Origin of the sequence: Streptomyces sp. NPDC088350 (genome assembly GCF_044753545.1) — a bacterium.
Classification (GTDB): domain Bacteria; phylum Actinomycetota; class Actinomycetes; order Streptomycetales; family Streptomycetaceae; genus Streptomyces.
Genome location: NZ_JBIVNL010000013.1, coordinates 249,805 through 270,184, shown reverse-complemented (window position 1 = coordinate 270,184; position 20,380 = coordinate 249,805). Strand labels below are relative to the sequence as shown.

The window sequence follows — 20,380 nt, the reverse complement described above, 5'->3', positions numbered from 1 at the left end:
CGTACGTCCTACGTCCGTCACGCCCCTGGAGGCATCCCCGTATGACCAGCACGCGCATAGTCCTCGACCCCTTCGTCGGCGACCTGGACGGCGAGAGCGCCAGGCTTCGCGCGGCCGGTCCGCTGGCCGCCGTAGAACTGCCCGGTGGCGTGCCCGTGTGGGCGGTGACCCGTCACGCCGAGGCGAAACAGCTGCTCACGGATCCGCGGCTGGTGAAGGACATCAACGTCTGGGGTGCCTGGCAGCGCGGTGAGATCCCCGCGGACTGGCCGCTGATCGGGCTGGCCAACCCGGGCCGTTCGATGCTGACCGTGGACGGCGCCGACCACCGCCGGATGCGCACGCTGGTCGCGCAGGCGCTCACCCCGCGCCGGGTGGAGCAGATGCGGGAGCGGATCGCGAAGCTGACGGAGGGCCTGCTCAACGGAGTTGAGGCGGCCGAGGGTGAAGTCGTGGACCTGAAGGCGGAGTTCGCGTACCCGCTCCCCATGTACGTCATCGCCGACCTCATGGGCATGGCGGAGGACCGACTGCCGCGCCTGAAGGAGCTGTTCGAGAAGTTCTTCTCGACGCAGACCCCGCCGGCGGAGGTCATCGCGACGCTGACGGAACTCGCGGGCATCATGGCGGAAACGGTCGCGGCCAAGCGCGCCGAGCCCGGCGACGACCTGACGTCGGCGCTGATCGCGGCCTCCGAGGACGGCGACCACCTCACCGACGAGGAGATCGTCTCCACACTCCAGCTGATGGTCGCGGCGGGCCACGAGACGACGATCTCGCTGATCGTCAACGCGGTCGTCAACCTGTCGACGCACCCCGTCCAGCGCGCCCTGGTCCTGGCCGGCGAGGCCGACTGGTCCTCGGTGGTCGAGGAGACCCTGCGCCACTCGACGCCCACCTCGCACGTCCTGATCCGCTTCGCCACGGAGGACGTCCAGGTCGGCGACAAGGTCCTCCCGGCCGGGGACGCGCTGATCGTGTCGTACGCCGCGATCGGCCGCGACGAGCAGGCGCACGGCCCGACGGCGGGCGAGTTCGACATCACCCGCACCAGCGAGAACCGCCACATCTCCTTCGGCCACGGCCCGCACGTCTGCCCCGGCGCGGCCCTGTCCCGCCTGGAGGCGGACGTGGCACTCCCGGCCCTCTACGAGCGTTTCCCGCACCTGGACCTGGCCGTCCCGGCGTCGGAACTCCGCAACAAGCCGGTGGTGACGCAGAACGACATCTTCGAGCTGCCGGTACGGCTCGCTCCGCGCGCCTGATTCCAGCTGTCCGCCTGTCCACGGGCCGGAGGGGTCGTCTCATCGAACGGACGGGTTTCCGTCCGGTTTCACCGAGGGGATACCCTCCGGTTCGTGGCTGATATCCAGATCCCCGCTGACATCAAGCCCGCCGACGGACGTTTCGGCGCTGGCCCCTCCAAGGTGCGGACGGAGGCGCTGGACGCGCTGGCCGCCACCGGTACGTCTCTGCTGGGTACGTCCCACCGCCAGGCCCCGGTCAAGAACCTGGTGGGCAAGGTGCGCGAGGGCGTCTCCGCGCTGTTCTCCCTCCCCGAGGGCTACGAGGTGATCCTCGGCAACGGCGGCTCGACGGCCTTCTGGGACGTCGCGACGCACGGCCTCATCGAGAACAAGTCGCAGCACCTGACCTTCGGCGAGTTCAGCTCGAAGTTCGCCAAGGCGGCCAAGCTGGCGCCGTGGCTGGCCGAGCCGACGGTGATCTCGTCCGCCCCCGGCACACACCCGGAGCCGGCCGCCGAGGCGGGCGTGGACGTGTACGCGTACACGCACAACGAGACGTCGACGGGCGTGGCCGCTCCCATCAAGCGCGTGGCGGGCGCCGACGAGGGCGCGCTGGTCCTCGTGGACGCCACCTCGGGCGCGGGCGGCCTCCCGGTCGACATCGCCGAGACGGACGTCTACTACTTCGCCCCGCAGAAGTCCTTCGCCTCCGACGGCGGCCTGTGGATCGGCGTCTTCTCCCCCGCCGCGATCGAGCGCGCGGAGCGCGTCCACGCGTCCGGCCGCCACGTCCCGGAGTTCTTCAGCCTCCCCACGGCGATCGACAACTCCCGCAAGAACCAGACGTACAACACCCCGGCCCTCTCCACCCTGTTCCTCCTCAACGAGCAGCTGGAGTGGATCAACGGCCAGGGCGGCCTGGCCTGGTCGACGACCCGCACGAAGGACTCGTCCAGCCGCCTCTACACCTGGGCGGAGGACAGCAAGTACGCGACGCCCTTCGTCGCGGACGCCACCAAGCGCTCCCAGGTCATCGGCACGATCGACTTCGCCGACGAGATCGACGCGGCGGCCGTCGCCAAGGTCCTCCGCGCGAACGGCATCGTCGACACCGAGCCCTACCGCAAGCTCGGCCGCAACCAGCTCCGCGTGGCGATGTTCCCGGCGATCGACCCGGCGGACGTCGAGGCGCTGACGCGCTGCGTCGACTACGTCATCGAGAAGCTGTAGTCGTCTTCGCTACGACGCCGGAGGGCGCCCTGCGGATCGACCGCGGGGCGCCCTTTGTCGTCGGGTCTTCGAAGTTGCGCGGTGAGCGGGGACGCTCGGTGCCAGGGAGGTGGGGCGCGGAAATGTGACAGTTGGTACTGGAAGTGTCACATTTCTGCGCGGAGGGTCCTGTCTGGTGGGGTCAGAACTGCTGGATGAAGCCGTGCCAGCTCTCGCGGGAGACAGCGAGGAGGGGGCCACCGTCTCCCGGGTGCTTGCTGTCGCGGACGGCTCGGCCGTGGGTGGATGTGTCGGCGACCTCGACGCAGGCGTTCTCCGCCCCCGAGTACGAGGACTTCCAGAAGGGGCTAACAACCTCGGTCACGATGCGTCTTCCTTCAAGCTCCGCAATATGCCCCGGATGAGCTTCGCGCTCGCGTCCGGTGTCAACGCTGACGATCGTAGTAGGTCGAACGCACTGGCGTAAGCGGCAAGGTCTTCGGCTCCTTCAAGGATCGACGTGCCTCGCAGATTGTCCATGGCGACCGCTTCGACCGTCGGTTCCTCGTCGAAGCTGAAGGAGGAGAAGGCGGAGGAGTAACCCGCCAGCACGCCCGCACTGACCGGCAGCACCTGTACGGTGACGTTCTTCCGCTTTCCGACTTCAAGGATCGCGGACAACTGCTCCCGGTGAATCTCGACACTCACCAGCGGTTGCGCGAGGACGGCTTCCCAAAGGATCGCTGTGTACGAGGCCCCACCCTCTTCGATCTTCACCTGCCTCCCCACACGGACCTTCACCAACTGGGCGGCCCGCTCCGGCTCGATGTAGTGGGGACTGGCGGCGATAACTGCCTCCGCATAGCCCGGAGTTTGCAGGAGGCCCGGCATCATCACCGGCTGCCACTCGCGGATATAGCTCGCGTCGTCCTCCAACGCGATGTGATCGACGTAGTCCGGCCTCAGGTGTGCGGCATGCTCCAGCCACCAGCCCCGGTTCTTGGAGTGCTTGGCCAAGTCCTCCAGTTTGACCCGTACTTCATGGTCCGTGACGCCGTACGCATCCAGCAGCAGCCGCACTTCGATCACACGCGCGGTGACATGACCGCTCTCAAGGCGACTGATCCTGGCCTGACTTGACGCGATGACCTCGGCGGCCTCCGGCTGATCGAGCTTGGCGGCGTGCCGGTACTGCCTGAGTGCCGTACCCAAACGCCTGCTGCGTACCGTCGGCCGTCCCCCTGCGGGCATGGGACCTCCCCTCTCCTTCGGCAACGATGCCACACAGACCGCTACATCCGAGAGCATGTCACTCGATCGAGTGGACAAGTGAATGCATTCACTCGAACCTGTTGCGAGGACGCCGAATCCGGCCGTAGCTTCATCAAGGCGCCGCAGCACAGCCCACCTTGACGGCACGTCAGGACGGAGTTCCCCATGCCCGCGTCCGAGAGCTTCCGCATCCCCAAACACCGCCGGCACGTCCCCACCGCCCGCCAACGGCTCCGCAAGACCCTCGCGGACTGGGGTATCACCGACGAACTCGCCGACGCCGTAACCCTGTTGGCGAACGAACTCGTGACCAACGCCGTGACCCACTGCCGGGTCTCCCACTCCCAGATCAAGGTCGAACTCACCCTCGACGACACGGAGTTGGTCCTTGAGGTGTCCGACCCGGACCGGGACAGACTCCCCCGCCCCCACGACTCGACCCCGGAGGAGGAAGGCGGACGGGGCCTCGCACTCGTCGCCGCGTTGGCCGACGGCTGGGGATGCCGACAGGAGCCGTACGCGAAGTGCGTGTGGGCCCGGTTCGGGCTGGAGGGGGCGCATGTTCCGGCGGCTTTATGACGCGCCGGCCCGCCTGGTCACGCCCCGAACTCCCTTGAGAGACATGGAATTCTCGCGGGCGTCCATTCTCAGCCGCTCGCTTCAGCCGCCGGCCTCAGCGGAACGCGGCGATATTGCGCCCCGCCCAGTCGGCGAACGGCCGCGGGGCGCGCCCGAGGACCCGCTGGATGTCCGGGCTGACGCGCAGCTCGGCCGGGTTCGGGGCGCCGAGGATGGTCAGGGTGTCCTCGGCGAGCTCCGCCGGCATGCTCTGGGCCATGGCTGCCTTGGCCTCGTCGCGGGTGAGTTCGTGGAACCGCACCGGCGAGCCCAACTCGGCGGCGATGGCCTCCGCCTGGCCGCGCGGCGTGATCACCTCCGGGCCGGTCAGCTCGTACACGCCCCCGTTGTGACGGTCTTCCAGCAGACAGGCCGCCGCGACCTCGGCGATGTCCGCCGGGTCGACGACCGGTACCCCGATGTCGCCGAAGGGCGCGGCGGCGACCCGGCGCTCGCGGATGGACTCGGCCCACCACAGGGCGTTGGAGGCGAAGCCGCCCGGTCGCAGGACGGCCCACTCCAGGCCGGACTCCCGCAGCACGTCTTCCAGCGCGCGCATCGCGATCCGCGTCGCGCCGAAGGGCCTGGTCACCACGCCCAGTGTGGAGAGCAGGACGACCCGGCGGACCCCGGCGGTCCCGGCCGCGCGAATGATGTCGGCCGGGTCGGCTCCGGCGGCGTGCAGGTCGCCGGACAGCAGGAGGAACAGCGCTTTCGCTCCGGCCAGCGCGGGTTCGAGGCCGGCCGGGTCGGCCAGGTCGGCCGTGACGTGGCGCACGCCGTCCGGCACCTCCGCCGTGTGCCGCGACACCGCCGTCACCTGCCGGCCCGCCTCGGCCAGCGCCCGCGTCAACGGCCGGCCGATATTTCCGGTAGCCCCGGTCACCACGATCATGATCAGCCCCTTGTCACCTGTCACCTGGCACCTGTCTTCTGTGGCCTTCACGCTAGAGGCAGGGCTAACTATCGGTAAGGACATACCTCGGGGTAAGCTCCGCACATGGCGGGAGGCGTGCAGCGCAGCGGGGGCGAGGCGGAGAAGCCGTATGAGGTGTTTCACACCGACTGCCCCGCGCGCGACGTGGTCGACCATGTGACCAGCAGGTGGGGCGTGTGGGTGTTGATCGCCCTGCGGGCCAACAGCCTCCGGTTCTACGAGCTGCGCGAGAGCATCCAGGGCATCAGCGAGAAGATGCTCGCCCAGACCCTGCGCGCCCTGGTCCAGGACGGCCTGCTCTGGCGGGAGGTCGAGCCGACGACCCCGCCCCAAGTCACCTACGGGCTGACCGAGTTCGGCCGGGAAGTCGGCGAGCCGCTGACGGACCTGCTGGACCGGGTCACACGGCGACTGTCGCCGCGCGACGCGGGATAACACTCAAGCCCTGAGCCGGAGTTCCACCCCTTCGCCACCTTCGCCACCTTCTCGGCAACGAGGCAACAAGGCAACAAGGCAACAACGTGAGGGGTTGCCTCACCCGGCTGCGGCGATGCGCTCGAACGCCGCCGCGAGCTTTCCGACGTCGACGCCCTCCAGCTGGTCGAACAGCCGGTGCCGGACGCCCGCGATGTGCAGCGGCCAGGCCTGTTCGAGGCGCGCGAGGCCGGCGGCGGTGAGGACGGCCCGGAAGGAACGGGCGTCCTCGCTGCACTGCTCCCGCACGACCAGCCCTTCGCCCTGGAGTCGCTGCACGGTACGCCCCATGTGGGAGGCGGACTGCTGGCACAGCTCGGCCAGGTCACCCAGGCGCAGCGCGCGGTCGGGGGCCTCGGACAGGAACATCAGGGCGACGTACTCGGCGTGCGTCAGACCCATGGGCTGAAGGTTCGCGTCCAGGGTGCGGGTCAGGGCGGCCATCGCCGGCCGTAGCGCCTTGACCAGGGCGTATTCATCGGCGGTCAGAGGGGCGATCGGGTCGCTGTCGTCGGGCATGGACCCATTCTATGACTACTTGCATGCGCACCTAACTTATGTAATTGTGTGCGCAGGTAAAGTTCTCGCCAACTGCTCAGCAGGAGTGATGACACATGGATCGTCGTGCCGTGATCAGGGGTGGCGCCGGAGCCGCTTTCGGCGCCCTGGCCCTCACCACCGTCCTCGACGGCGGGACCCCCGCCGAGGCCGCCGGCCGCTACCCCGCCCCGGGCACGCACACGGGCGGGCGGGGCGACCGCGGGCGCGTGCTGAGGAACGGGCGCAAGATGGGGGATCCGGTCAAGACGCGCGAGGAGTACCCCTGGCCCAGGGACCTCACCCGGGAGGAGCGCCGCAACCTGGAGATGTTCGACGTCGCGGACTTCGACGTCTACACCCATCAGGAATGGGACCGGTTCGACGAGAGCCACGACCAGGACGTGCGCGTCCACTGGCCCGACGGCCACTACACCGACGGGCTGGACATCCACATCGAGGACATGAAGGCGCAGTTCCTGTGGGCGCCGGACATCAAGATCGAGGTGCACCCCGTCCGCATAGCCAAGGCGAACTTCGTCGCCGTGACCGGCGTCTGGGAGGGCACCTTCACCGGCCCGATGCCGGACGGCGAGGGCGGTTTCATCCAGCCCACCGGGAAGCCGTTCGCTCTGCACATGGCGACGATCGGCGTCCTGAACAAGCGGGGCGTGATGGAGGAGGAGTACCTCTTCTTCGACCAGCTGACGATGCAGCGGCAGATCGGCCTGGCCTGAGGATCGGGATCGGAACCGCCGGAGGAAGTGAACCGCCGGAGGAAGTCCCTGCCGGAGAACTACCCTTCGCCACCCGCGTTGTTCAGCGCCTCCATGATCATGCGGGTGGCGAACTCGGGGTTCTCGGTGATGCGGTTGATGTGCTCAGCGAGCAGGAACGCGGTCGCCTCCAGCGGAGTCATCTCCTCCTTGGTCCAGTCCCCGTACTGCTGACGCCACAGGTTGGGACTCAGACCGGTGCCGGCCGCGATGGTCAGGCCGGCCATCATCGGGATGACCTCGGGGGGACAACTCCGGGGCATCATCCGCATCGTGGCCACCAGCGTCGGCACCACGTACTCCAGGACGTCCTTGTCCTGGCTCTCGTGGGCCTTCCTCAGCCACGTCATGAACATATAGATGAGCGTGCACGCGCCGTTCAGCAGATCGTCGAGCCCGCCGGGACCCAGCGACGCGACGAACTGGTCCATCAGCGCCTGCTGTTCGGGGTCGGTCGCGGACTTGCCGTCGTGTACGGCCTTGAGCCGGGAGTCGACCATCATGAGCACCGCGCCCACGTCACCGACGGGTGCGTACTGGGGGTCGCAAGGCGATGACACAGGATTCCTCCTCAGTCCGGCCGCACTGAGTAACACGGCGTAACCGCAGAGTAGTTGCCGGGCGGAGTGGGGGTGCGCGAGTCGGTCACCTTCACCGCAACAAGGCGAGGGGTTGCATCGACCGGCGCCGTCGCACCACGAACACCTACCGGCTGAGCCTGCGGAACCTCCGTACCGCCAACGGCAGGAACACCAGTGTCAGCGCGGCCGGCCACGCCCCGGCGAGCAGCAGCGCGTGCTGTTCCGGCCAGGACGTGCCCTGGCCCGTCGGCGCGCCGAAGAGCGCGCGGGTGGCGCCGGCCGTCGAGGAGAGCGGGTTCCAGAGGGCCGCCCGGCCGAGCCAGTGGGGCATCTGCTGCGGGGAGACGTAGATGCTGGAGATCATCGTCAGCGGGAACACGATCGCGAACAGCCCGCCCACCTGCTCGGGCCCCGGCAGCAGCAGCCCGAGCCAGACACCCACCCAGATCAGCGCGAAGCGCAGCGACAGCAGCAGTACGACGGCCTTCACGAAGCCGAGGCCGTGGCCGAAGAGGGGGCCGGTGCCGAACTCCGGGCGCCAGCCCATGCCGTACGCCGTGGCCATCATGATGCCCAACTCCGCGCAGGAGACGATCAGATCGGTCGCGCCGCGGCCCGCCACCACCGCCGACGGCGCCATCGGCATGGAGCGGAACCGGTCGATGACACCCTTCTTGGAGTCGTTCACGAAGATCGTCGCCGTGGAGACGAACCCCATCGCGACCGTCATCACGAACATCCCCGGCATCAGGAACGACTTGTAGTCCCCGCCGCCCGGCACCTGGATCGCCTTGCCGAAGACATACCCGTACAGCAGCACGGACAGGATCGGGAAGCCCAACTGCCAGAGGATGCTGACCGGTTGACGCCGGTAGTGGGTCAGACCGCGCCGGACGACGTTCCAGCAGTCGGCGACCGTCCAGAAGAGGCGGCCGTGCTGCGGTCGTCTGCGGTACGTACGGCCGGTGCCGTCCGCCGTCGGGACACCGCCGCTCATGCCACCGCCTCCTCGGTCTCCGGGGCCTCGGCCGCCTCCGGTTCTTCTTCCGTACGGCGGCCGGTCAGGCGTAGGAACACGTCGTCCAGGCTCGGGCGGCGCAGGCCGATGTCCTCGACCGGGATGCCGAAGTGCTGGAGGAATCCGGCGACTTCGGTCAGGGAGCCCACCCGGTCGGCCACCGGTGCGTGGACGCGCAACTCCGCGATGTCGGCCTCCGGTTGACCGCCGTGGGCGACCCGGGCGACCGCCTGCAACGCGTAGGGGATGTGGGCGGGTTCGCGCACCACGACCTCGACGCGGTCGCCGCCGACGCGGTTCTTGAGGCCGTCGAGGGTGTCGTCGGCGATGGCGCGGCCCTGGTCGATGACGGTGATGCGGGAGGCCAGCCGGTCGGCCTCCTCCAGGTACTGGGTGGTGAGGAGGACGGTGGTGCCGTCGGCCACCAACTGCCGTACGGCTTCCCAGACTTCGCCCCGGCTGCGCGGGTCGAGACCCGTGGTCGGTTCGTCCAGGAAGAGGACGGCCGGGGCGAGGATCATCGACGCGGCCAGGTCCAGACGCCGCCGCATGCCACCGCTGTAGCCGCCGGCGCCCTTGTCGGCGGCGGCCTCCAGGTCGAACTGGCGCAGGAGTTGGGTCGCCCTCAACTTGGCCCGCCTGCGCCCGAGATGGAAGAGGCGGCCGAACATCTCCAGGTTCTGCCGGCCGGTGAGGATCTCGTCGATCGCCGCGTACTGGCCGGTCAGCCCGATCCGGGTGCGCACCTGGCGCGGCTGCCTGGCCACGTCGAGACCGGCGACCGTCGCCCGGCCGCCGTCGAGCCGGACGAGGGTGGAGAGGATGCGGACGGCGGTGGTCTTGCCGGCGCCGTTCGGCCCCAGCAGACCGTGCACGGTGCCCTCGCGGACGGCCAGGTCGAAGCCGTCGAGGGCGCGTTTGTCGCCGTAGCGCTTCTCCAGCCCCTCGGCCTCGACGACGTACCCGTCGGCACCGGACATGCTCTTCCCTCCCTCCCGTACCGAGCGTTCCAAACAATGCGAACTGCGTGCACCGTATCCGATTGCGCGTACGGTGTACTCGGTTTTCGCCCCGCCGCCTAGACTCCCCGCATGACGAGCAGGCCCGCCCACTCGACGGAATCCAGCGGCAGCGGTGACATCGCCCGCACCCTCGAACTGCTGTGGGACACCGGCCCCCGCCCCAGCCGGGGCCCCAAGCCGGGCCTGACCGTCGACCGGATCGTGGACGCGGCCATCCGCATCGCGGACGGGGAGGGGCTCGACGCGGTCTCCATGCGGCGCGTGGCCACCGACCTGGGCACGGGCGCGATGTCGCTGTACCGGTACGTCCCCGGCAAGGCCGAACTCCTCGACCTGATGCTGGACCGCGTCCGCTTCCCGGACCGCCCCGCCGCCGAGGCCGCCACCTCCGGTTGGCGCGCGGCCCTGGAGACGGCGGCCCGCGACGCCCTCGCCGTCCACCGCCGCCACCCCTGGCTGCTGCGCGTCAACCAGTCCCGCCCGCTGCTGGGCCCGCGCGCCCTCGCCGCCCTGGAACACCTGCTGAGCCGCATCCGCCCCATGGGCCTGACCGACCCGGAACTCGTCTCGACGGTCGTCATGATCGACGGCTACGTCGTCGGCGCCGCCCGCACCCAGGTCCACCAGGAGGAGGCGGCCCGCAGCACCGGTCTGAGCGACGCGGAGTTCTACGGCGCCCAGGTTCCGGCCCTGGAGAAGGCCATGGCGACCGGCGCCTACCCCACCCTCGCGTCCCTCTCCCCCGACACCTTCACCGCCGGCTTCGACCACTTCGAGTTCGGGCTCGGCCGCATCCTCGACGGCCTGGAGGTCGTCGTCCAACAGCGCGGCGGGGCAAGCGAGTTCACCTAGGCCCTCACCCGGGACTTCACCTAGGCCCTCACCCAGGTCTTCACCCGGGACTTCAGCTACGGCGCGTGAGGCGCCGCAGCCCGAACACGGCCCCGCAGACGACCACGACGGCCAGGGCGCCCACCTTCACATCGTTCCCCGAGCTGCTCCCGCCGTCGCCACCACTCGCCGAACTCCCGCTCCCGGAAGGCGACTTGGACGAGGACGACGTGGCCCCCTCGGGCGCGTCCTCCGCCTGCACCGGACTGTCGGTGCCCTCGCTCCCGTACAGGAGCTTGGTCCCGTCGAGGGAGTAGCTGACCGACTCCCCCTGCCCCTGCAACGGCACGTCGAGGCGCCCCTCGCGCTTGATCCTCCCGCCGTTCCAGTCGTAGTAGATACCGCCGAAGTAGCCGCGTACGGCGAGCTGTTGGCCGTTCGGCGAGAAGGCGGCGTCGGTGGCCCAGAGGTCGACGGCGGCGACGGGCTTGAAGTAGTTGGTGCCGGAGGAGGAGAGGGCGGCCGGTCCTTCGAAGAGATGCCCCCCGTCCTCCTTCTTGTCGATGATGTAGACGCGCCCGGTCTTGGGGTGCACGATCAGCGACTCGGCGTTGCGCGCCCCGTCCGAGTACTTCACGACGTACTGCGTGGCCCGGATCGTCTGGTCCTTGAGCACCTTCGGCTCGGGCAGCTTGTAGATCCAGACGTACGGCCAGGTCCCGTCGAGGTTGTCGCCGATGTCGCCGACGTAGATCTGATTGCCCGGCCCGATGGAGATGGCCTCGACGTCACGCGGTTTGCCGACCCCGCCGAAGGTGACCGTGGCGACGGTCTTGCCGGTGCCGCTGTCGACGGCGTAGATGTACGGGCCGTCGTCGCTGTCGTTGTGCGTCCAGTAGATGCCCGGGTGCAGGTGCGAGGCGGCGAGTCCGCTGGACTCGGTGATCCGGGAGTCCATGATCGTGAACCCCTTGTCGCCCTTGCCGCCGCCGTCGTCGGCGGTCGCTGCTGCTGCGGGAAGGGCGAGCGCGCCGACGAGGAAGCCGGCGCCGAGGAACGCGAGGAAGCGACGCATGCGCCAAGCCTGCCATCCCGCGCCGTACGGCACGGAGAGCGCCCCGGCGGGCCGGGCGTGGTGGGCCTCACACCGCACCCGTTCCGTCGATCGGTGGTTGATCGTCCATCATGAGCGGATGCTCAGGTTCATGCCCGTAGGCGACTCCATGACGATCGGGAGCGCGGGCGAACACACATGGCGTTACCGGATGTGGCAGCACCTGCGCGCGACCTGCGGCGGCCCGTTCGCCGTGGTCGGCCCGCGCGAGACGCTGTACGACAAGGCCACGGACACGCCGACGTCGTACGAGTACGCCGACCCCGACTTCCCGCACTTCCACCTCGCCGGCTGGGGCGAGGGCTGGCTGCACATGGCCCCGCTGATCGGCGAGGCGGTGCACGCACACCGCGCGGACGTCCTCCTGGTCTCCCTCGGCCTGATCGACCTGGGCTTCTACACGAACGCGACCCAGACCGCCGACAACATGCGGTCCTTCGTGGCGCGGGCCCGCACCGCGAAGCCGTCCGTCCGCATGGTGTTCCTCCCGGTCATCCCGAACGTCCGCGCCCGGAGCGACGCCCCCTTCGCCACCGAGGTCGCCCTCTTCAACGAACTCCAGGCCAAGGCCGTCGCCGACCTGGACGACCCCCGCTCCCCCCTCCTCCTGGCCTCCCTCCCCGAGTCGTACGACGTCACCCACGACACGTACGACGGCACCCACCCGAACGCGTCCGGCGAGCACAAGATCGCGGGGGCGTTCGCGGGGGCGATGCATCAGGCGTGGGGGGTGGGTGGGGAGTACGACGAGGACGGCTCGGACTCCTCCTCGTTCAGCGCATCCGACGATCAGAGGGCGGGGGGCGGCAGCCGGTACCGGGCACCCCACTCCTCGTTGAGGCGGTCGGCCTGGCGCTGATGACTGGGGGTGACGCGGCCCCCGGCGGGGAGCGTGAGACCGAGGTGGTCGAGGACGCGGAGGGTGACGGCTTCCGGGTCGGCGGAGAGGTCCTCGTAGCGGATGCGGTACGGCCGGATGCCGTAGCGGTCGAACCAGCGCTCCCACCCCGCGTTGTGCTCGTCGATCGTGCGCATGATGCGGGTGAGGGCGTCACGGTCGAAAGCGGGCCGGCTCCCGGCGGGGTCCTGCCCTCCGCCGATCTCGCCCCTCCCCCCGACGAACCAGACACCGGTCTGCTCGGCCCGCAGCCACGAGACGGCCTGGGCCAGCGTGTCGTCCCGCCGCAGCTGGACGAACCTCACCCGCCTCCCGAACTCCCGCTCCAGCAACCGCAGTTCGTCCCCGGCGAGTTCGGGGTGCCACCCCGCCAGCCTGCCGGTCAGTTCGGCGTGCGTCCCCCACATGAGCTTGGCCCCGAAGACCCCGTTACGGGTCCGGCCCGCCACCAGCGCGGCCCGCACGAACTCGCCGTAGTCCAGGGCCCCTTGGGATGTGCGGGCGATCCCCCACCGCTTGGCCCACGCCACCTCGTCCGGCGCCCGGAAGTAGGCCTGCGGGTGCCCGGCGACGCCGGTGGAGTCGAGCAGGCCCAGGAGGAGGGAGCTGCCGGTTCGGGGGGTGGCGCAGATGAAGTACGTGTCCGTGTCCGTCGGCTGGGTCACCGGAACAGGGTCGGGGGTGGGGGCGTGGGCGGCAACCGAATAACGACGGTGACGATGGCGTGATCACTACGCATCCCGGTCACCGTGCGTATCGTTGTGCTGCGCGGCTGGACCCGTCCGTGGGGCAGCCGGGGAGGAGCGCCACGATGACCGTCCTTGAAGACAGGATCGCGATGGCCGACGCCGACGCCAACACCAAGCGCTTGGACGAATGGTTCGAGCGGCTTGAGCGTATGCCCGTCCCCGAAGGATTCAGGGTCGAGATCGTCGGGGGCAGCGTCCACATGACGCCACAGCGGGACACACACTGGGAGATCATCCGCGAGTTCCTGTGGGCCATCGAGGACAGGTTCGGGAGGAAGGTCAAGGTGTTCTCGGACGTCCGCATCGACTTCCCCGGCCACGAGAACGGCTTCTGCCCGGACATCGCCCTGCTCAAGGACACGGCGAAGAAGGACGCCAAGGGGCACTGGCGCTACCAGGACGTACGGTTCGTCGCAGAGGTCATCTCCAAGGGCACGGCGGGCAACGACTACGTCCACAAGAGGCTCGCGTACGCGGAGGCCGAGGTCCCCCTCTATGTCATCGCAGATCCCTACCAGGGCCGGTGCCACATCTACACCGACCCCAAGAGCGGCGACTACGACGACCCCGTACGGGTGGACTTCGGCACCGACATCGACCTGACCGGCACGGTGGTCGACCTCGTCCTCAAGACCGACGGGTTCCCCCGCGACTGACCCCCTTGCATAGAGCGCGCTCGAAGTCGTTGGCTGGTTACCCATGAAGTACACGCAGCTCGGACGCACAGGCCTCAAGGTCAGCCGACTGGTCCTCGGCACGATGAACTTCGGACCCCAGACGAACGAGGCGGACAGCCACGCGATCATGGACGCGGCGCTGGACGCGGGCATCAACTTCTTCGACACCGCCAATGTGTACGGCTGGGGTGAGAACAAGGGCCGTACCGAGGAGATCGTCGGCAACTGGTTCGCCAAGAGCCCCGACCACCGCGACAAGGTGGTCCTCGCCACCAAGGTCTACGGCAACATGGCCGCCGACGGCGAGTCCTGGCCCAACCACGACAAGCTCTCCGCACTCAACATCCGCCGGGCTGTCGACGCCAGCCTCAAGCGGCTCCAGACGGACTACATCGACGTCTACCAGTTCCACCACATCGACCGCGCCACCCCCTTCGAGGAGATCTGGCAGGCGATCGACACCCTCGTCCAGCAGGGCAAGATCCTCTACGTCGGTTCCTCCAACTTCCCCGGCTACAAGATCGCCCAGGCCAACGAGACCGCCGCCCGCCGCGGCGGCACCATCGGCCTCGTCAGCGAGCAGTGCCTCTACAACCTCGCCGAGCGCCGCGCCGAGATGGAGGTCATCCCGGCCGCGCAGGAGTACGGCCTCGGGGTCATCCCCTGGTCCCCGCTCCAGGGCGGCCTGCTGGGCGGCGTCATCAAGAAGGAGATCTCGGGCGGACGCCGGGCGAGCGGCCGGGCCGCCGACACCCTCGCCAACCCCACCTCCCGCGCCCAGATCCAGGCCTACGAGGACCTCCTCGACAAACACGGCATCGAACCCGGCGAAGCGGCCCTGGCCTGGCTCCTCACCCGCCCCGGCGTCACCGGCCCGATCGTGGGTCCGCGCACGGCCGAACAACTCGACAGCGCGCTGAGGGCCGTAGAGCTGGACTTGGGCGAGGAACTCCTCACCTCGCTCGACGAGATCTTCCCGGGTCCGGGACCGTCGCCGGAGGCCTTCGCCTGGTAATCCCGTGAGGACAGCGCCCCTTTAGGGGCGCGGGGCTGTGACATGTGCGGCTCCGCCGCGTGGGCGCGACCAGCCGCACTCGGCCCGCACCCGACAACGACGCGCAGTTCCCCCCACCCTCACCTACCGAGCGCGGCAGCCAACGCGACGACAACGAACAACAACACAAGCGCACCGGCCATGATCCGGTTCCGGGTTTTCGGGTCCACGTACCCGAGCCTAACCGCCCGCCCCAAACCCCCAACGGCCGACCGCCTCGTACCGCGGCTGCTCCCCAGGAACCCCCGACCTCGGCAGGTTGCTCCGCACCAGCACCAACTCGTCCACCGTCCACGCCCGCCCCACGAATCCGTCGAGCCGGTCGAGATACGGCCGCACATCGACCGCCTCCCGGCTCCGCGCCAGCGTGAGGTGCGCGCGATAACGCCGGTGCTCCCGCGCCACCGCCTCCTCGCATCCCTCCGCCAACAGCCGCAGCGCAGCGAGATCGCCCGCCGCCCCTGCCCACAGCGCCCGCCCCTCCCCGAACTGCCCGCCCCCACGCACCGTCAGCCCGAACGGTTCGGTCCGGCGCGCGGTCCGCTCCAGGGCGGCCGACAGTTCGGGTACGACCTCCTCGTCGACCTCGCCGTAGAACGCGAGGGTGAAGTGCCACCCCGGGCGGCCGGTCCAGCGCAGGGCGTCCGCGCCCGGGAGGCTCCTCAACTCGGCCACTTTCGTGGCGAGTTCGGCGGTGACGTCCTCCGGGGGCAGCACGGCGGCGAAGAGTCTCATGCCGACCAGCCTGCCACCATGGACGCATGGCGATCAGCATCAGGGACGGCGGCGCGGACGACATCCCCGCGATACTCGGCATGCTCGACAGCGCGGTGGCGTGGCTCGTCGCTCAGGGGCGTACCGGGCAGTGGGGCAGCACGCCGTGGTCACGGAATCCGAAGGCCGTGGCGATGGTGGAGCGGTATGTGGCGCAGGGTTCGCCCTACATCGCCGAGGTCGACGGCGTCCCCGTCGGCACGCTCACCCTCACCGACTCCCCGGGGTCGTACATCGCCGCCGTGGACGAGCCCGAGCGGTACGTCCATCTCCTCGCCTCCGACCGCCGGTTCAAGGGCTACGGCGTCGGCGGCGCGCTGCTCGCGCACGCGGCGGAGGTGACGCGGGCGGCCGGGATCTCCCTGCTGCGGGTGGACTGTTACGCGGGGGACGACCGCAAGCTCGTCGCCTACTACGAGAGCAACGGGTTCACGGCGACCGAGGCGTTCGTCGTCGGTGAGGACGCGTGGCCGGGACAGGTGCTGGCCCGGAGGGTGTAACCCCCGGGCCAGTCCAGTCGTACCGCGCAACTCTCAGGCCACCGTGGCCAGTTGCTCCCGCTCGCGTGGGACGAAGGCGACGCTCGGGTGGCCGTGGTGCCAGCCGAACGACAGGCGCAGGTCGCCCATGCGGGCCAGGACCAGGCCGATCGTGGCCGCCGCGGCGGCGGCGATGACACCGCCGAGGGCGAAGCTCACCCGGGGGCCGTAGGCGTCGGTGATCCAGCCGACGATCGGTGCGCCCACCGGCGTACCGCCCATGAAGACCATCATGAACAGGGCCATGACGCGTCCGCGCATGGCGGGGTCGGTGCCCATCTGGACGGCGGTGTTGGCCGTGACGTTGACCGTCAGGCCCGCGATGCCGATCGGGATCATGAGGAGGGCGAACAGCCAGTAGGAGGGCGCTACGGCCGCCACGATCTCCAGCAGGCCGAAGGCCACCGCAGCCGCGATCAGTACGCGCAGGCGGGTCGTGCCGCGGCGGGCGGCCAGCAGGGCGCCGATCAGGGAGCCGACCGCCATCAGGGTGTTGAAGAGGCTGTAGGCGCCGGCGCCCGCGTGGAAGATGTCGTCGGCGTAGGCCGACAGCCACACCGGGAAGTTGAAGCCGAAGGTGCCGATGAAGCCGACGAGGACGATCGGCCAGATCAGGTCGGGGCGGCCGGCGACGTAGTGCAGGCCTTCGCGGAGCTGGCCCTTGCCGCGCGGGGCGCGCTGTACGGAGTGCAGGTCGCGGTTGCGCATGAGCAGCAGGCCGGCCAGGGGCGCGACGAAGGACAGGCCGTTGAAGAGGAACGCCCAGCCGGTGCCGACGCCGGTGATCAGGACGCCCGCGACGGCGGGGCCGACCAGGCGGGCGGACTGGAAGTTCGCCGAGTTGAGGCTGACCGCGTTCTGCAGCTGCTCGGGGCCGACCATCTCGGAGACGAAGGACTGGCGGGCCGGGTTGTCGACCACCGTGGCGAGGCCCACGGCGAAGGCGGCGACGTAGACGTGCCAGACCTGGACATGGCCGGAGAGGGTCAGGAAGGCGAGGGCGAGACCGGTGAGGGCCATCGCGGACTGCGTGACGAGCAGCGTGGGGCGCTTGGGCAGCCGGTCGACGAGGACACCGCCGTAGAGCCCGAACAGCAGCATCGGCAGGAACTGGAGGGCGGTCGTGATGCCCACGGCGGCGGAGGAGCCGGTGAGGCTGAGGACCAGCCAGTCCTGGGCTATGCGCTGCATCCAGGTGCCGGTGTTGGAGACGACCTGGCCGATGAAGAACAGGCGGTAGTTCCGGATCCTCAGCGAGCTGAACATCGAGGACTTGCCGGGGGTGTCAGGGGTGGGCGGGGAGTCGGGGGTGGCTGGCGCGGGGGCGGAATCTGCTCCGGGTCCCGAACTCAAAGGGTCGCCTCCTACATAGATGGACTTACAGATGCGCGAGTTTCTCCAGCACGGGGGCGGCGGCGACGATCTTCGCCCACTCGTCCTCGTCGAGGCCGTCGACCAGGCCGGCCAGGAACGCGTTGCGCTTGCGGCGGCTCTCTTCGAGCATCGCCTCTGCCTGGGGGGTCTTGGTGACGACCTTCTGACGCCGGTCCTCGGGGTGCGGCTCCAGCTGGACCAGGCCCTTGGCTTCGAGCAGCGCGACGATGCGGGTCATCGAGGGCGGCTGCACATGCTCCTTGCGAGCGAGCTCGCCGGGGGTCGCGCTGCCGCAGGTGGACAGGGTGCCGAGCACCGACATCTCGGTGGGGCTGAGTGACTCGTCGACCCGCTGGTGCTTGAGTCGACGGGACAACCGCATCACGGCTGATCGCAGGGAGTTCACAGCGGCAGCGTCGTCGCCATGGGTAAGGTCCGGCATGTTGTTTAGCGTAACTCATTACTCTCGCTAAAGACCAGCCGAATGCCATGCGACACGCCGAGATGCCCGTGACCCTGGCCACTGAACCCTTCCGTCACCCATATGAGTGATCCGCGAGCGGAACGTGACACGGCACCCGCGACCGCCCCCGACCCTCGACTTCATGGGGACCAGTGTGCTCAGCCTGCGGATAGACGGGGAGCTGCTCGAACGGCTCCGACACCATGCGGCGAAAAGGGGAATGAGCGTCCAGGACTATGTGGTCCAGACGCTCATTCGGGACGACTTCGACGAGCGGTTCCAGACCGCCGTCGAGGAGACGGAGAAGTTCTACGGCGTCACGTGACGGCCCGTAGAAACGCGGGTCACGTCAGGCCCAGCGCCGGCATCAGGTAGTAGAACCCGAACACCGCCGCGACGACGTACATCGGCACCGGGACCTCCCGGCCCCGGCCCGCCACCAGCCGCAGTACCACGAACGTGATGAAGCCCATGCCGATGCCGTTGGTGATCGAGTAGGTGAACGGCATCATCACCATCGTGATGAAGGCCGGGATCGCGATCGTGTGGTCGGCCCAGTCGATCTCCTTGACGGAGCCCGCCAGGATCAGGAAGCCCACCGCGAGCAGCGCGGGGGTGGCCGCCTGGGAGGGGACCATCGTGGCGATGGGCGTGAGGAACAGCGCGACGGCGAAGAGCGCGCCGGTGACGACGTTCGCGAAGCCGGTGCGGGCGCCCTCGCCGACGCCCGCCGTGGACTCCACGAAGCAGGTGGTCGCGGACGAGGAGCTGGCGCCGCCGGCCGCGACCGCGATGCCGTCGACGAAGAGGACTTTGTTGATGCCGGGCATGTTGCCCTGGGCGTCGGTCAGCCTGGCCTCGTCGCTGATGCCCATGATCGTGCCCATCGCGTCGAAGAAGCACGACAGCAGGACCGTGAAGACGAAGAGGACGCCGGTCAGTACGCCGACCTTGCCGAAGCCGCCGAACAGGCTGAACTTGCCGATCAGGCCGAAGTCCGGGGTGGCGACCGGGTTTCCGGGCCACTTCGGGGTGGTCAGGCCCCAGGAGGGGACCGTCGCGACCGCGTTCACGATCACCGCGAGGACGGTCGTCGTGACGATCGAGATCAGGATCGCGCCGGACACCTTGCGGACGATCAGCGCGAGCGTGAGCAGCACACCGATGACGAAGATCAGGACCGGCCAGCCGTTGAGGTGACCGTCGCCGCCGAGCTGGAGCGGGACGGTGGTCTGGGCGGCGTCCGGGATGCGGGTGATGAACCCGGAGTCCACGAGTCCGATCAGCATGATGAACAGGCCGATACCGATCGAGATGGCCTTGCGCAGGCCGTAGGGCACGGCGTTCATGACGCGCTCGCGCAGCCCGGTGGCGACCAGCAGCATCACGACCAGGCCGGCCAGCACGACCATGCCCATCGCGTCCGGCCACGACATGCGCGGCGCGAGCTGGAGGGCGACGACGGAGTTCACGCCGAGTCCGGCGGCGAGCGCGATCGGCACGTTGCCGATGACGCCCATGAGGAGGGTGCTGAACGCGGCCGTCACGGCGGTGGCGGTGACCAGCTGGCCGTTGTCGAGGTGGTGCCCGTACATGTCCTTCGCGCTGCCGAGGATGATCGGGTTGAGCACGATGATGTACGCCATCGCGAAGAAGGTGGCGAACCCGCCCCGGATCTCGCGGGGGAGGCTGCTGCCCCGTTCGGAGATCTTGAAGTAGCGGTCGAGGGCGGTCGGCATGGGATGTTCCTACGAGCAGAAGTGGACAGACGGAAACCGTTTCAGTATGAACATATGAAGACGTCAGGCGCTATCTCCGCGCGTAGATCCGAGAGTGTTGCCTGGCCTCGTAAGCTGTGGGCATGGCGAAGTGGACACCGACACACGAGGCACCGGAGCCCCTGGAGGGCCCGATCGTCCCGACCATCATCGGCGGCACGATCCTCTGGTTCGTCCTCTTCCTGGTACAGCTCCCCTTCTACGGCTGGTTCGAAGACCACGGCCATCTGTGGTGGCTGTGGACCTGCCTGGCCGGGGCCGGGCTCGGGCTGATCGGCATCTGGTACGTCCGGGGGCGGGACGCGGCGCTCAAGCGCGCGGCGGCCACGGTGAGCCCCGACGGGCCGCCGGCTGCTGCCGAGTAACGACACCCCCGTACAACCACGGCATCACTCCGCCCCGCCCGCCGTCCTCCCCTGGTCGGATCTTCCGGGCACT

25 protein-coding genes are annotated in these 20,380 nt (G+C 69.3%); 12 read left to right on the top strand and 13 right to left on the bottom strand.

The window, feature by feature from the left end; genetic code table 11:
* Positions 1–41 precede the first annotated feature (41 nt).
* Both ACIQBL_RS38935 and serC read left to right on the top strand, forming a co-directional pair.
* Entirely contained in the window at positions 42–1,265 is a 1,224-nt protein-coding gene (locus ACIQBL_RS38935; RefSeq protein WP_401951095.1) for a cytochrome P450, read from the top strand.
* A 93-nt stretch (positions 1,266–1,358) separates the two neighbouring features.
* Positions 1,359–2,477 (top strand): phosphoserine transaminase, encoded by a 1,119-nt coding sequence (gene serC / locus ACIQBL_RS38930; protein WP_401951093.1) that lies wholly within the window; start codon positions 1,359–1,361, stop codon positions 2,475–2,477.
* A 181-nt stretch (positions 2,478–2,658) separates the two neighbouring features.
* Here serC and ACIQBL_RS38925 read toward each other — a convergent pair whose 3' ends face one another.
* Entirely contained in the window at positions 2,659–2,841 is a 183-nt protein-coding gene (locus ACIQBL_RS38925; protein WP_401951090.1) for a DUF397 domain-containing protein, read from the bottom strand.
* Positions 2,838–3,707, bottom strand: coding sequence for a helix-turn-helix domain-containing protein (locus ACIQBL_RS38920; protein WP_401951088.1), 870 nt, complete (start codon positions 3,705–3,707; stop codon positions 2,838–2,840). The genes ACIQBL_RS38925 and ACIQBL_RS38920 overlap by 4 nt, the downstream gene beginning before the upstream one ends.
* 186 nt (positions 3,708–3,893) lie before the next feature.
* Here ACIQBL_RS38920 and ACIQBL_RS38915 point away from each other — a divergent pair, with 186 nt between their 5' ends.
* A complete protein-coding gene (locus tag ACIQBL_RS38915; RefSeq protein ID WP_401951085.1) occupies positions 3,894–4,307 on the top strand; it encodes an ATP-binding protein in 414 nt (137 codons plus the stop codon).
* A gap of 94 nt (positions 4,308–4,401) precedes the next feature.
* On the opposite strand, the gene ACIQBL_RS38910 is transcribed toward ACIQBL_RS38915, so the two are convergent.
* Positions 4,402–5,241: an SDR family oxidoreductase gene (locus ACIQBL_RS38910; RefSeq protein WP_401951144.1), complete on the bottom strand. Its 840-nt coding sequence runs from the start codon at positions 5,239–5,241 to the stop codon at positions 4,402–4,404.
* A 105-nt stretch (positions 5,242–5,346) separates the two neighbouring features.
* On the opposite strand from ACIQBL_RS38910, the gene ACIQBL_RS38905 reads away from it, so the two are divergent.
* Positions 5,347–5,718 (top strand): winged helix-turn-helix transcriptional regulator, encoded by a 372-nt coding sequence (locus ACIQBL_RS38905; RefSeq protein WP_401951082.1) that lies wholly within the window; start codon positions 5,347–5,349, stop codon positions 5,716–5,718.
* A gap of 99 nt (positions 5,719–5,817) precedes the next feature.
* On the opposite strand, the gene ACIQBL_RS38900 is transcribed toward ACIQBL_RS38905, so the two are convergent.
* Positions 5,818–6,276, bottom strand: a complete 459-nt coding sequence (locus tag ACIQBL_RS38900; protein ID WP_401951079.1) for a MarR family winged helix-turn-helix transcriptional regulator — start codon at positions 6,274–6,276, stop codon at positions 5,818–5,820.
* A 95-nt stretch (positions 6,277–6,371) separates the two neighbouring features.
* On the opposite strand from ACIQBL_RS38900, the gene ACIQBL_RS38895 reads away from it, so the two are divergent.
* Positions 6,372–7,031: an ester cyclase gene (locus tag ACIQBL_RS38895; RefSeq protein WP_401951076.1), complete on the top strand. Its 660-nt coding sequence runs from the start codon at positions 6,372–6,374 to the stop codon at positions 7,029–7,031.
* A gap of 59 nt (positions 7,032–7,090) precedes the next feature.
* On the opposite strand, the gene ACIQBL_RS38890 is transcribed toward ACIQBL_RS38895, so the two are convergent.
* The 3 genes from ACIQBL_RS38890 to ACIQBL_RS38880 form a co-directional block, all read right to left on the bottom strand.
* A complete protein-coding gene (locus tag ACIQBL_RS38890) occupies positions 7,091–7,630 on the bottom strand; it encodes a hypothetical protein (protein ID WP_401951073.1) in 540 nt (179 codons plus the stop codon).
* Positions 7,631–7,775: 145 nt separating this feature from the next.
* The gene (locus tag ACIQBL_RS38885) at positions 7,776–8,648 is read right to left on the bottom strand and encodes an ABC transporter permease (protein WP_401951070.1); all 873 of its coding nucleotides are present in this window, start codon (positions 8,646–8,648) and stop codon (positions 7,776–7,778) included.
* A complete protein-coding gene (locus ACIQBL_RS38880) occupies positions 8,645–9,649 on the bottom strand; it encodes an ATP-binding cassette domain-containing protein (RefSeq protein ID WP_401951067.1) in 1,005 nt (334 codons plus the stop codon). The genes ACIQBL_RS38885 and ACIQBL_RS38880 overlap by 4 nt, the downstream gene beginning before the upstream one ends.
* 111 nt (positions 9,650–9,760) lie before the next feature.
* Between ACIQBL_RS38880 and ACIQBL_RS38875 the strand changes: the two genes are divergently transcribed.
* The gene (locus ACIQBL_RS38875; protein ID WP_401951065.1) at positions 9,761–10,543 is read left to right on the top strand and encodes a TetR/AcrR family transcriptional regulator; all 783 of its coding nucleotides are present in this window, start codon (positions 9,761–9,763) and stop codon (positions 10,541–10,543) included.
* A 52-nt stretch (positions 10,544–10,595) separates the two neighbouring features.
* On the opposite strand, the gene ACIQBL_RS38870 is transcribed toward ACIQBL_RS38875, so the two are convergent.
* Positions 10,596–11,597 carry a WD40 repeat domain-containing protein gene (locus tag ACIQBL_RS38870; RefSeq protein WP_401951062.1) on the bottom strand — a complete coding sequence of 334 codons (1,002 nt, stop codon included), beginning with the start codon at positions 11,595–11,597 and terminating at the stop codon, positions 10,596–10,598.
* Positions 11,598–11,715: 118 nt separating this feature from the next.
* On the opposite strand from ACIQBL_RS38870, the gene ACIQBL_RS38865 reads away from it, so the two are divergent.
* Complete coding sequence (locus ACIQBL_RS38865) at positions 11,716–12,495, top strand: SGNH/GDSL hydrolase family protein (protein ID WP_401951141.1); 780 nt, start codon at positions 11,716–11,718, stop codon at positions 12,493–12,495.
* On the opposite strand, the gene ACIQBL_RS38860 is transcribed toward ACIQBL_RS38865, so the two are convergent.
* Complete coding sequence (locus ACIQBL_RS38860) at positions 12,426–13,199, bottom strand: Stf0 family sulfotransferase (protein ID WP_401951060.1); 774 nt, start codon at positions 13,197–13,199, stop codon at positions 12,426–12,428. The genes ACIQBL_RS38865 and ACIQBL_RS38860 overlap by 70 nt on opposite strands.
* A gap of 146 nt (positions 13,200–13,345) precedes the next feature.
* Between ACIQBL_RS38860 and ACIQBL_RS38855 the strand changes: the two genes are divergently transcribed.
* Both ACIQBL_RS38855 and ACIQBL_RS38850 read left to right on the top strand, forming a co-directional pair.
* Positions 13,346–13,939 carry a Uma2 family endonuclease gene (locus ACIQBL_RS38855; RefSeq protein ID WP_401951057.1) on the top strand — a complete coding sequence of 198 codons (594 nt, stop codon included), beginning with the start codon at positions 13,346–13,348 and terminating at the stop codon, positions 13,937–13,939.
* 43 nt (positions 13,940–13,982) lie between these two features.
* Entirely contained in the window at positions 13,983–14,975 is a 993-nt protein-coding gene (locus tag ACIQBL_RS38850) for an aldo/keto reductase (protein ID WP_401951054.1), read from the top strand.
* Positions 14,976–15,194: 219 nt separating this feature from the next.
* Here ACIQBL_RS38850 and thpR read toward each other — a convergent pair whose 3' ends face one another.
* Complete coding sequence (thpR, locus tag ACIQBL_RS38845; protein ID WP_401951051.1) at positions 15,195–15,749, bottom strand: RNA 2',3'-cyclic phosphodiesterase; 555 nt, start codon at positions 15,747–15,749, stop codon at positions 15,195–15,197.
* 26 nt (positions 15,750–15,775) lie between these two features.
* Here thpR and ACIQBL_RS38840 point away from each other — a divergent pair, with 26 nt between their 5' ends.
* Positions 15,776–16,288, top strand: coding sequence for a GNAT family N-acetyltransferase (locus ACIQBL_RS38840; RefSeq protein ID WP_401951049.1), 513 nt, complete (start codon positions 15,776–15,778; stop codon positions 16,286–16,288).
* Positions 16,289–16,321: 33 nt separating this feature from the next.
* On the opposite strand, the gene ACIQBL_RS38835 is transcribed toward ACIQBL_RS38840, so the two are convergent.
* The gene (locus tag ACIQBL_RS38835) at positions 16,322–17,680 is read right to left on the bottom strand and encodes an MFS transporter (RefSeq protein WP_401951046.1); all 1,359 of its coding nucleotides are present in this window, start codon (positions 17,678–17,680) and stop codon (positions 16,322–16,324) included.
* Positions 17,681–17,705: 25 nt separating this feature from the next.
* Positions 17,706–18,143 (bottom strand): MarR family winged helix-turn-helix transcriptional regulator, encoded by a 438-nt coding sequence (locus ACIQBL_RS38830; RefSeq protein WP_026150457.1) that lies wholly within the window; start codon positions 18,141–18,143, stop codon positions 17,706–17,708.
* A gap of 163 nt (positions 18,144–18,306) precedes the next feature.
* On the opposite strand from ACIQBL_RS38830, the gene ACIQBL_RS38825 reads away from it, so the two are divergent.
* Positions 18,307–18,489 (top strand): BrnA antitoxin family protein, encoded by a 183-nt coding sequence (locus ACIQBL_RS38825; protein ID WP_262064267.1) that lies wholly within the window; start codon positions 18,307–18,309, stop codon positions 18,487–18,489.
* Between the two features lie 19 nt (positions 18,490–18,508).
* Here the strand turns inward: ACIQBL_RS38825 and ACIQBL_RS38820 are convergent, their stop codons facing one another.
* Positions 18,509–19,903 (bottom strand): NCS2 family permease, encoded by a 1,395-nt coding sequence (locus ACIQBL_RS38820; protein ID WP_401951042.1) that lies wholly within the window; start codon positions 19,901–19,903, stop codon positions 18,509–18,511.
* Positions 19,904–20,025: 122 nt separating this feature from the next.
* Between ACIQBL_RS38820 and ACIQBL_RS38815 the strand changes: the two genes are divergently transcribed.
* On the top strand, positions 20,026–20,307 hold the full coding sequence (locus ACIQBL_RS38815; RefSeq protein WP_401951039.1) for a DUF2530 domain-containing protein: 282 nt from the start codon (positions 20,026–20,028) through the stop codon (positions 20,305–20,307).
* The last annotated feature ends 73 nt before the right edge of the window (positions 20,308–20,380 follow it).

Excerpts from the sequence above, each read along its gene's own strand:
- ACIQBL_RS38935 (WP_401951095.1), top strand. The coding sequence starts at position 42 with ATGACCAGCACGCGCATAGTCCTCGACCCCTTCGTCGGCGACCTGGAC.
- ACIQBL_RS38920 (WP_401951088.1), bottom strand. The coding sequence starts at position 3,707 with ATGCCCGCAGGGGGACGGCCGACGGTACGCAGCAGGCGTTTGGGTACG.
- ACIQBL_RS38915 (WP_401951085.1), top strand. The coding sequence starts at position 3,894 with ATGCCCGCGTCCGAGAGCTTCCGCATCCCCAAACACCGCCGGCACGTC.
- ACIQBL_RS38910 (WP_401951144.1), bottom strand. The coding sequence starts at position 5,241 with ATGATCGTGGTGACCGGGGCTACCGGAAATATCGGCCGGCCGTTGACG.
- ACIQBL_RS38905 (WP_401951082.1), top strand. The coding sequence starts at position 5,347 with ATGGCGGGAGGCGTGCAGCGCAGCGGGGGCGAGGCGGAGAAGCCGTAT.
- ACIQBL_RS38900 (WP_401951079.1), bottom strand. The coding sequence starts at position 6,276 with ATGCCCGACGACAGCGACCCGATCGCCCCTCTGACCGCCGATGAATAC.
- ACIQBL_RS38895 (WP_401951076.1), top strand. The coding sequence starts at position 6,372 with ATGGATCGTCGTGCCGTGATCAGGGGTGGCGCCGGAGCCGCTTTCGGC.
- ACIQBL_RS38885 (WP_401951070.1), bottom strand. The coding sequence starts at position 8,648 with ATGAGCGGCGGTGTCCCGACGGCGGACGGCACCGGCCGTACGTACCGC.
- ACIQBL_RS38880 (WP_401951067.1), bottom strand. The coding sequence starts at position 9,649 with ATGTCCGGTGCCGACGGGTACGTCGTCGAGGCCGAGGGGCTGGAGAAG.
- ACIQBL_RS38875 (WP_401951065.1), top strand. The coding sequence starts at position 9,761 with ATGACGAGCAGGCCCGCCCACTCGACGGAATCCAGCGGCAGCGGTGAC.
- ACIQBL_RS38870 (WP_401951062.1), bottom strand. The coding sequence starts at position 11,597 with ATGCGTCGCTTCCTCGCGTTCCTCGGCGCCGGCTTCCTCGTCGGCGCG.
- ACIQBL_RS38865 (WP_401951141.1), top strand. The coding sequence starts at position 11,716 with ATGCTCAGGTTCATGCCCGTAGGCGACTCCATGACGATCGGGAGCGCG.
- ACIQBL_RS38855 (WP_401951057.1), top strand. The coding sequence starts at position 13,346 with ATGACCGTCCTTGAAGACAGGATCGCGATGGCCGACGCCGACGCCAAC.
- ACIQBL_RS38850 (WP_401951054.1), top strand. The coding sequence starts at position 13,983 with ATGAAGTACACGCAGCTCGGACGCACAGGCCTCAAGGTCAGCCGACTG.
- thpR (WP_401951051.1), bottom strand. The coding sequence starts at position 15,749 with ATGAGACTCTTCGCCGCCGTGCTGCCCCCGGAGGACGTCACCGCCGAA.
- ACIQBL_RS38840 (WP_401951049.1), top strand. The coding sequence starts at position 15,776 with ATGGCGATCAGCATCAGGGACGGCGGCGCGGACGACATCCCCGCGATA.
- ACIQBL_RS38830 (WP_026150457.1), bottom strand. The coding sequence starts at position 18,143 with ATGCCGGACCTTACCCATGGCGACGACGCTGCCGCTGTGAACTCCCTG.
- ACIQBL_RS38825 (WP_262064267.1), top strand. The coding sequence starts at position 18,307 with ATGGGGACCAGTGTGCTCAGCCTGCGGATAGACGGGGAGCTGCTCGAA.
- ACIQBL_RS38820 (WP_401951042.1), bottom strand. The coding sequence starts at position 19,903 with ATGCCGACCGCCCTCGACCGCTACTTCAAGATCTCCGAACGGGGCAGC.
- ACIQBL_RS38815 (WP_401951039.1), top strand. The coding sequence starts at position 20,026 with ATGGCGAAGTGGACACCGACACACGAGGCACCGGAGCCCCTGGAGGGC.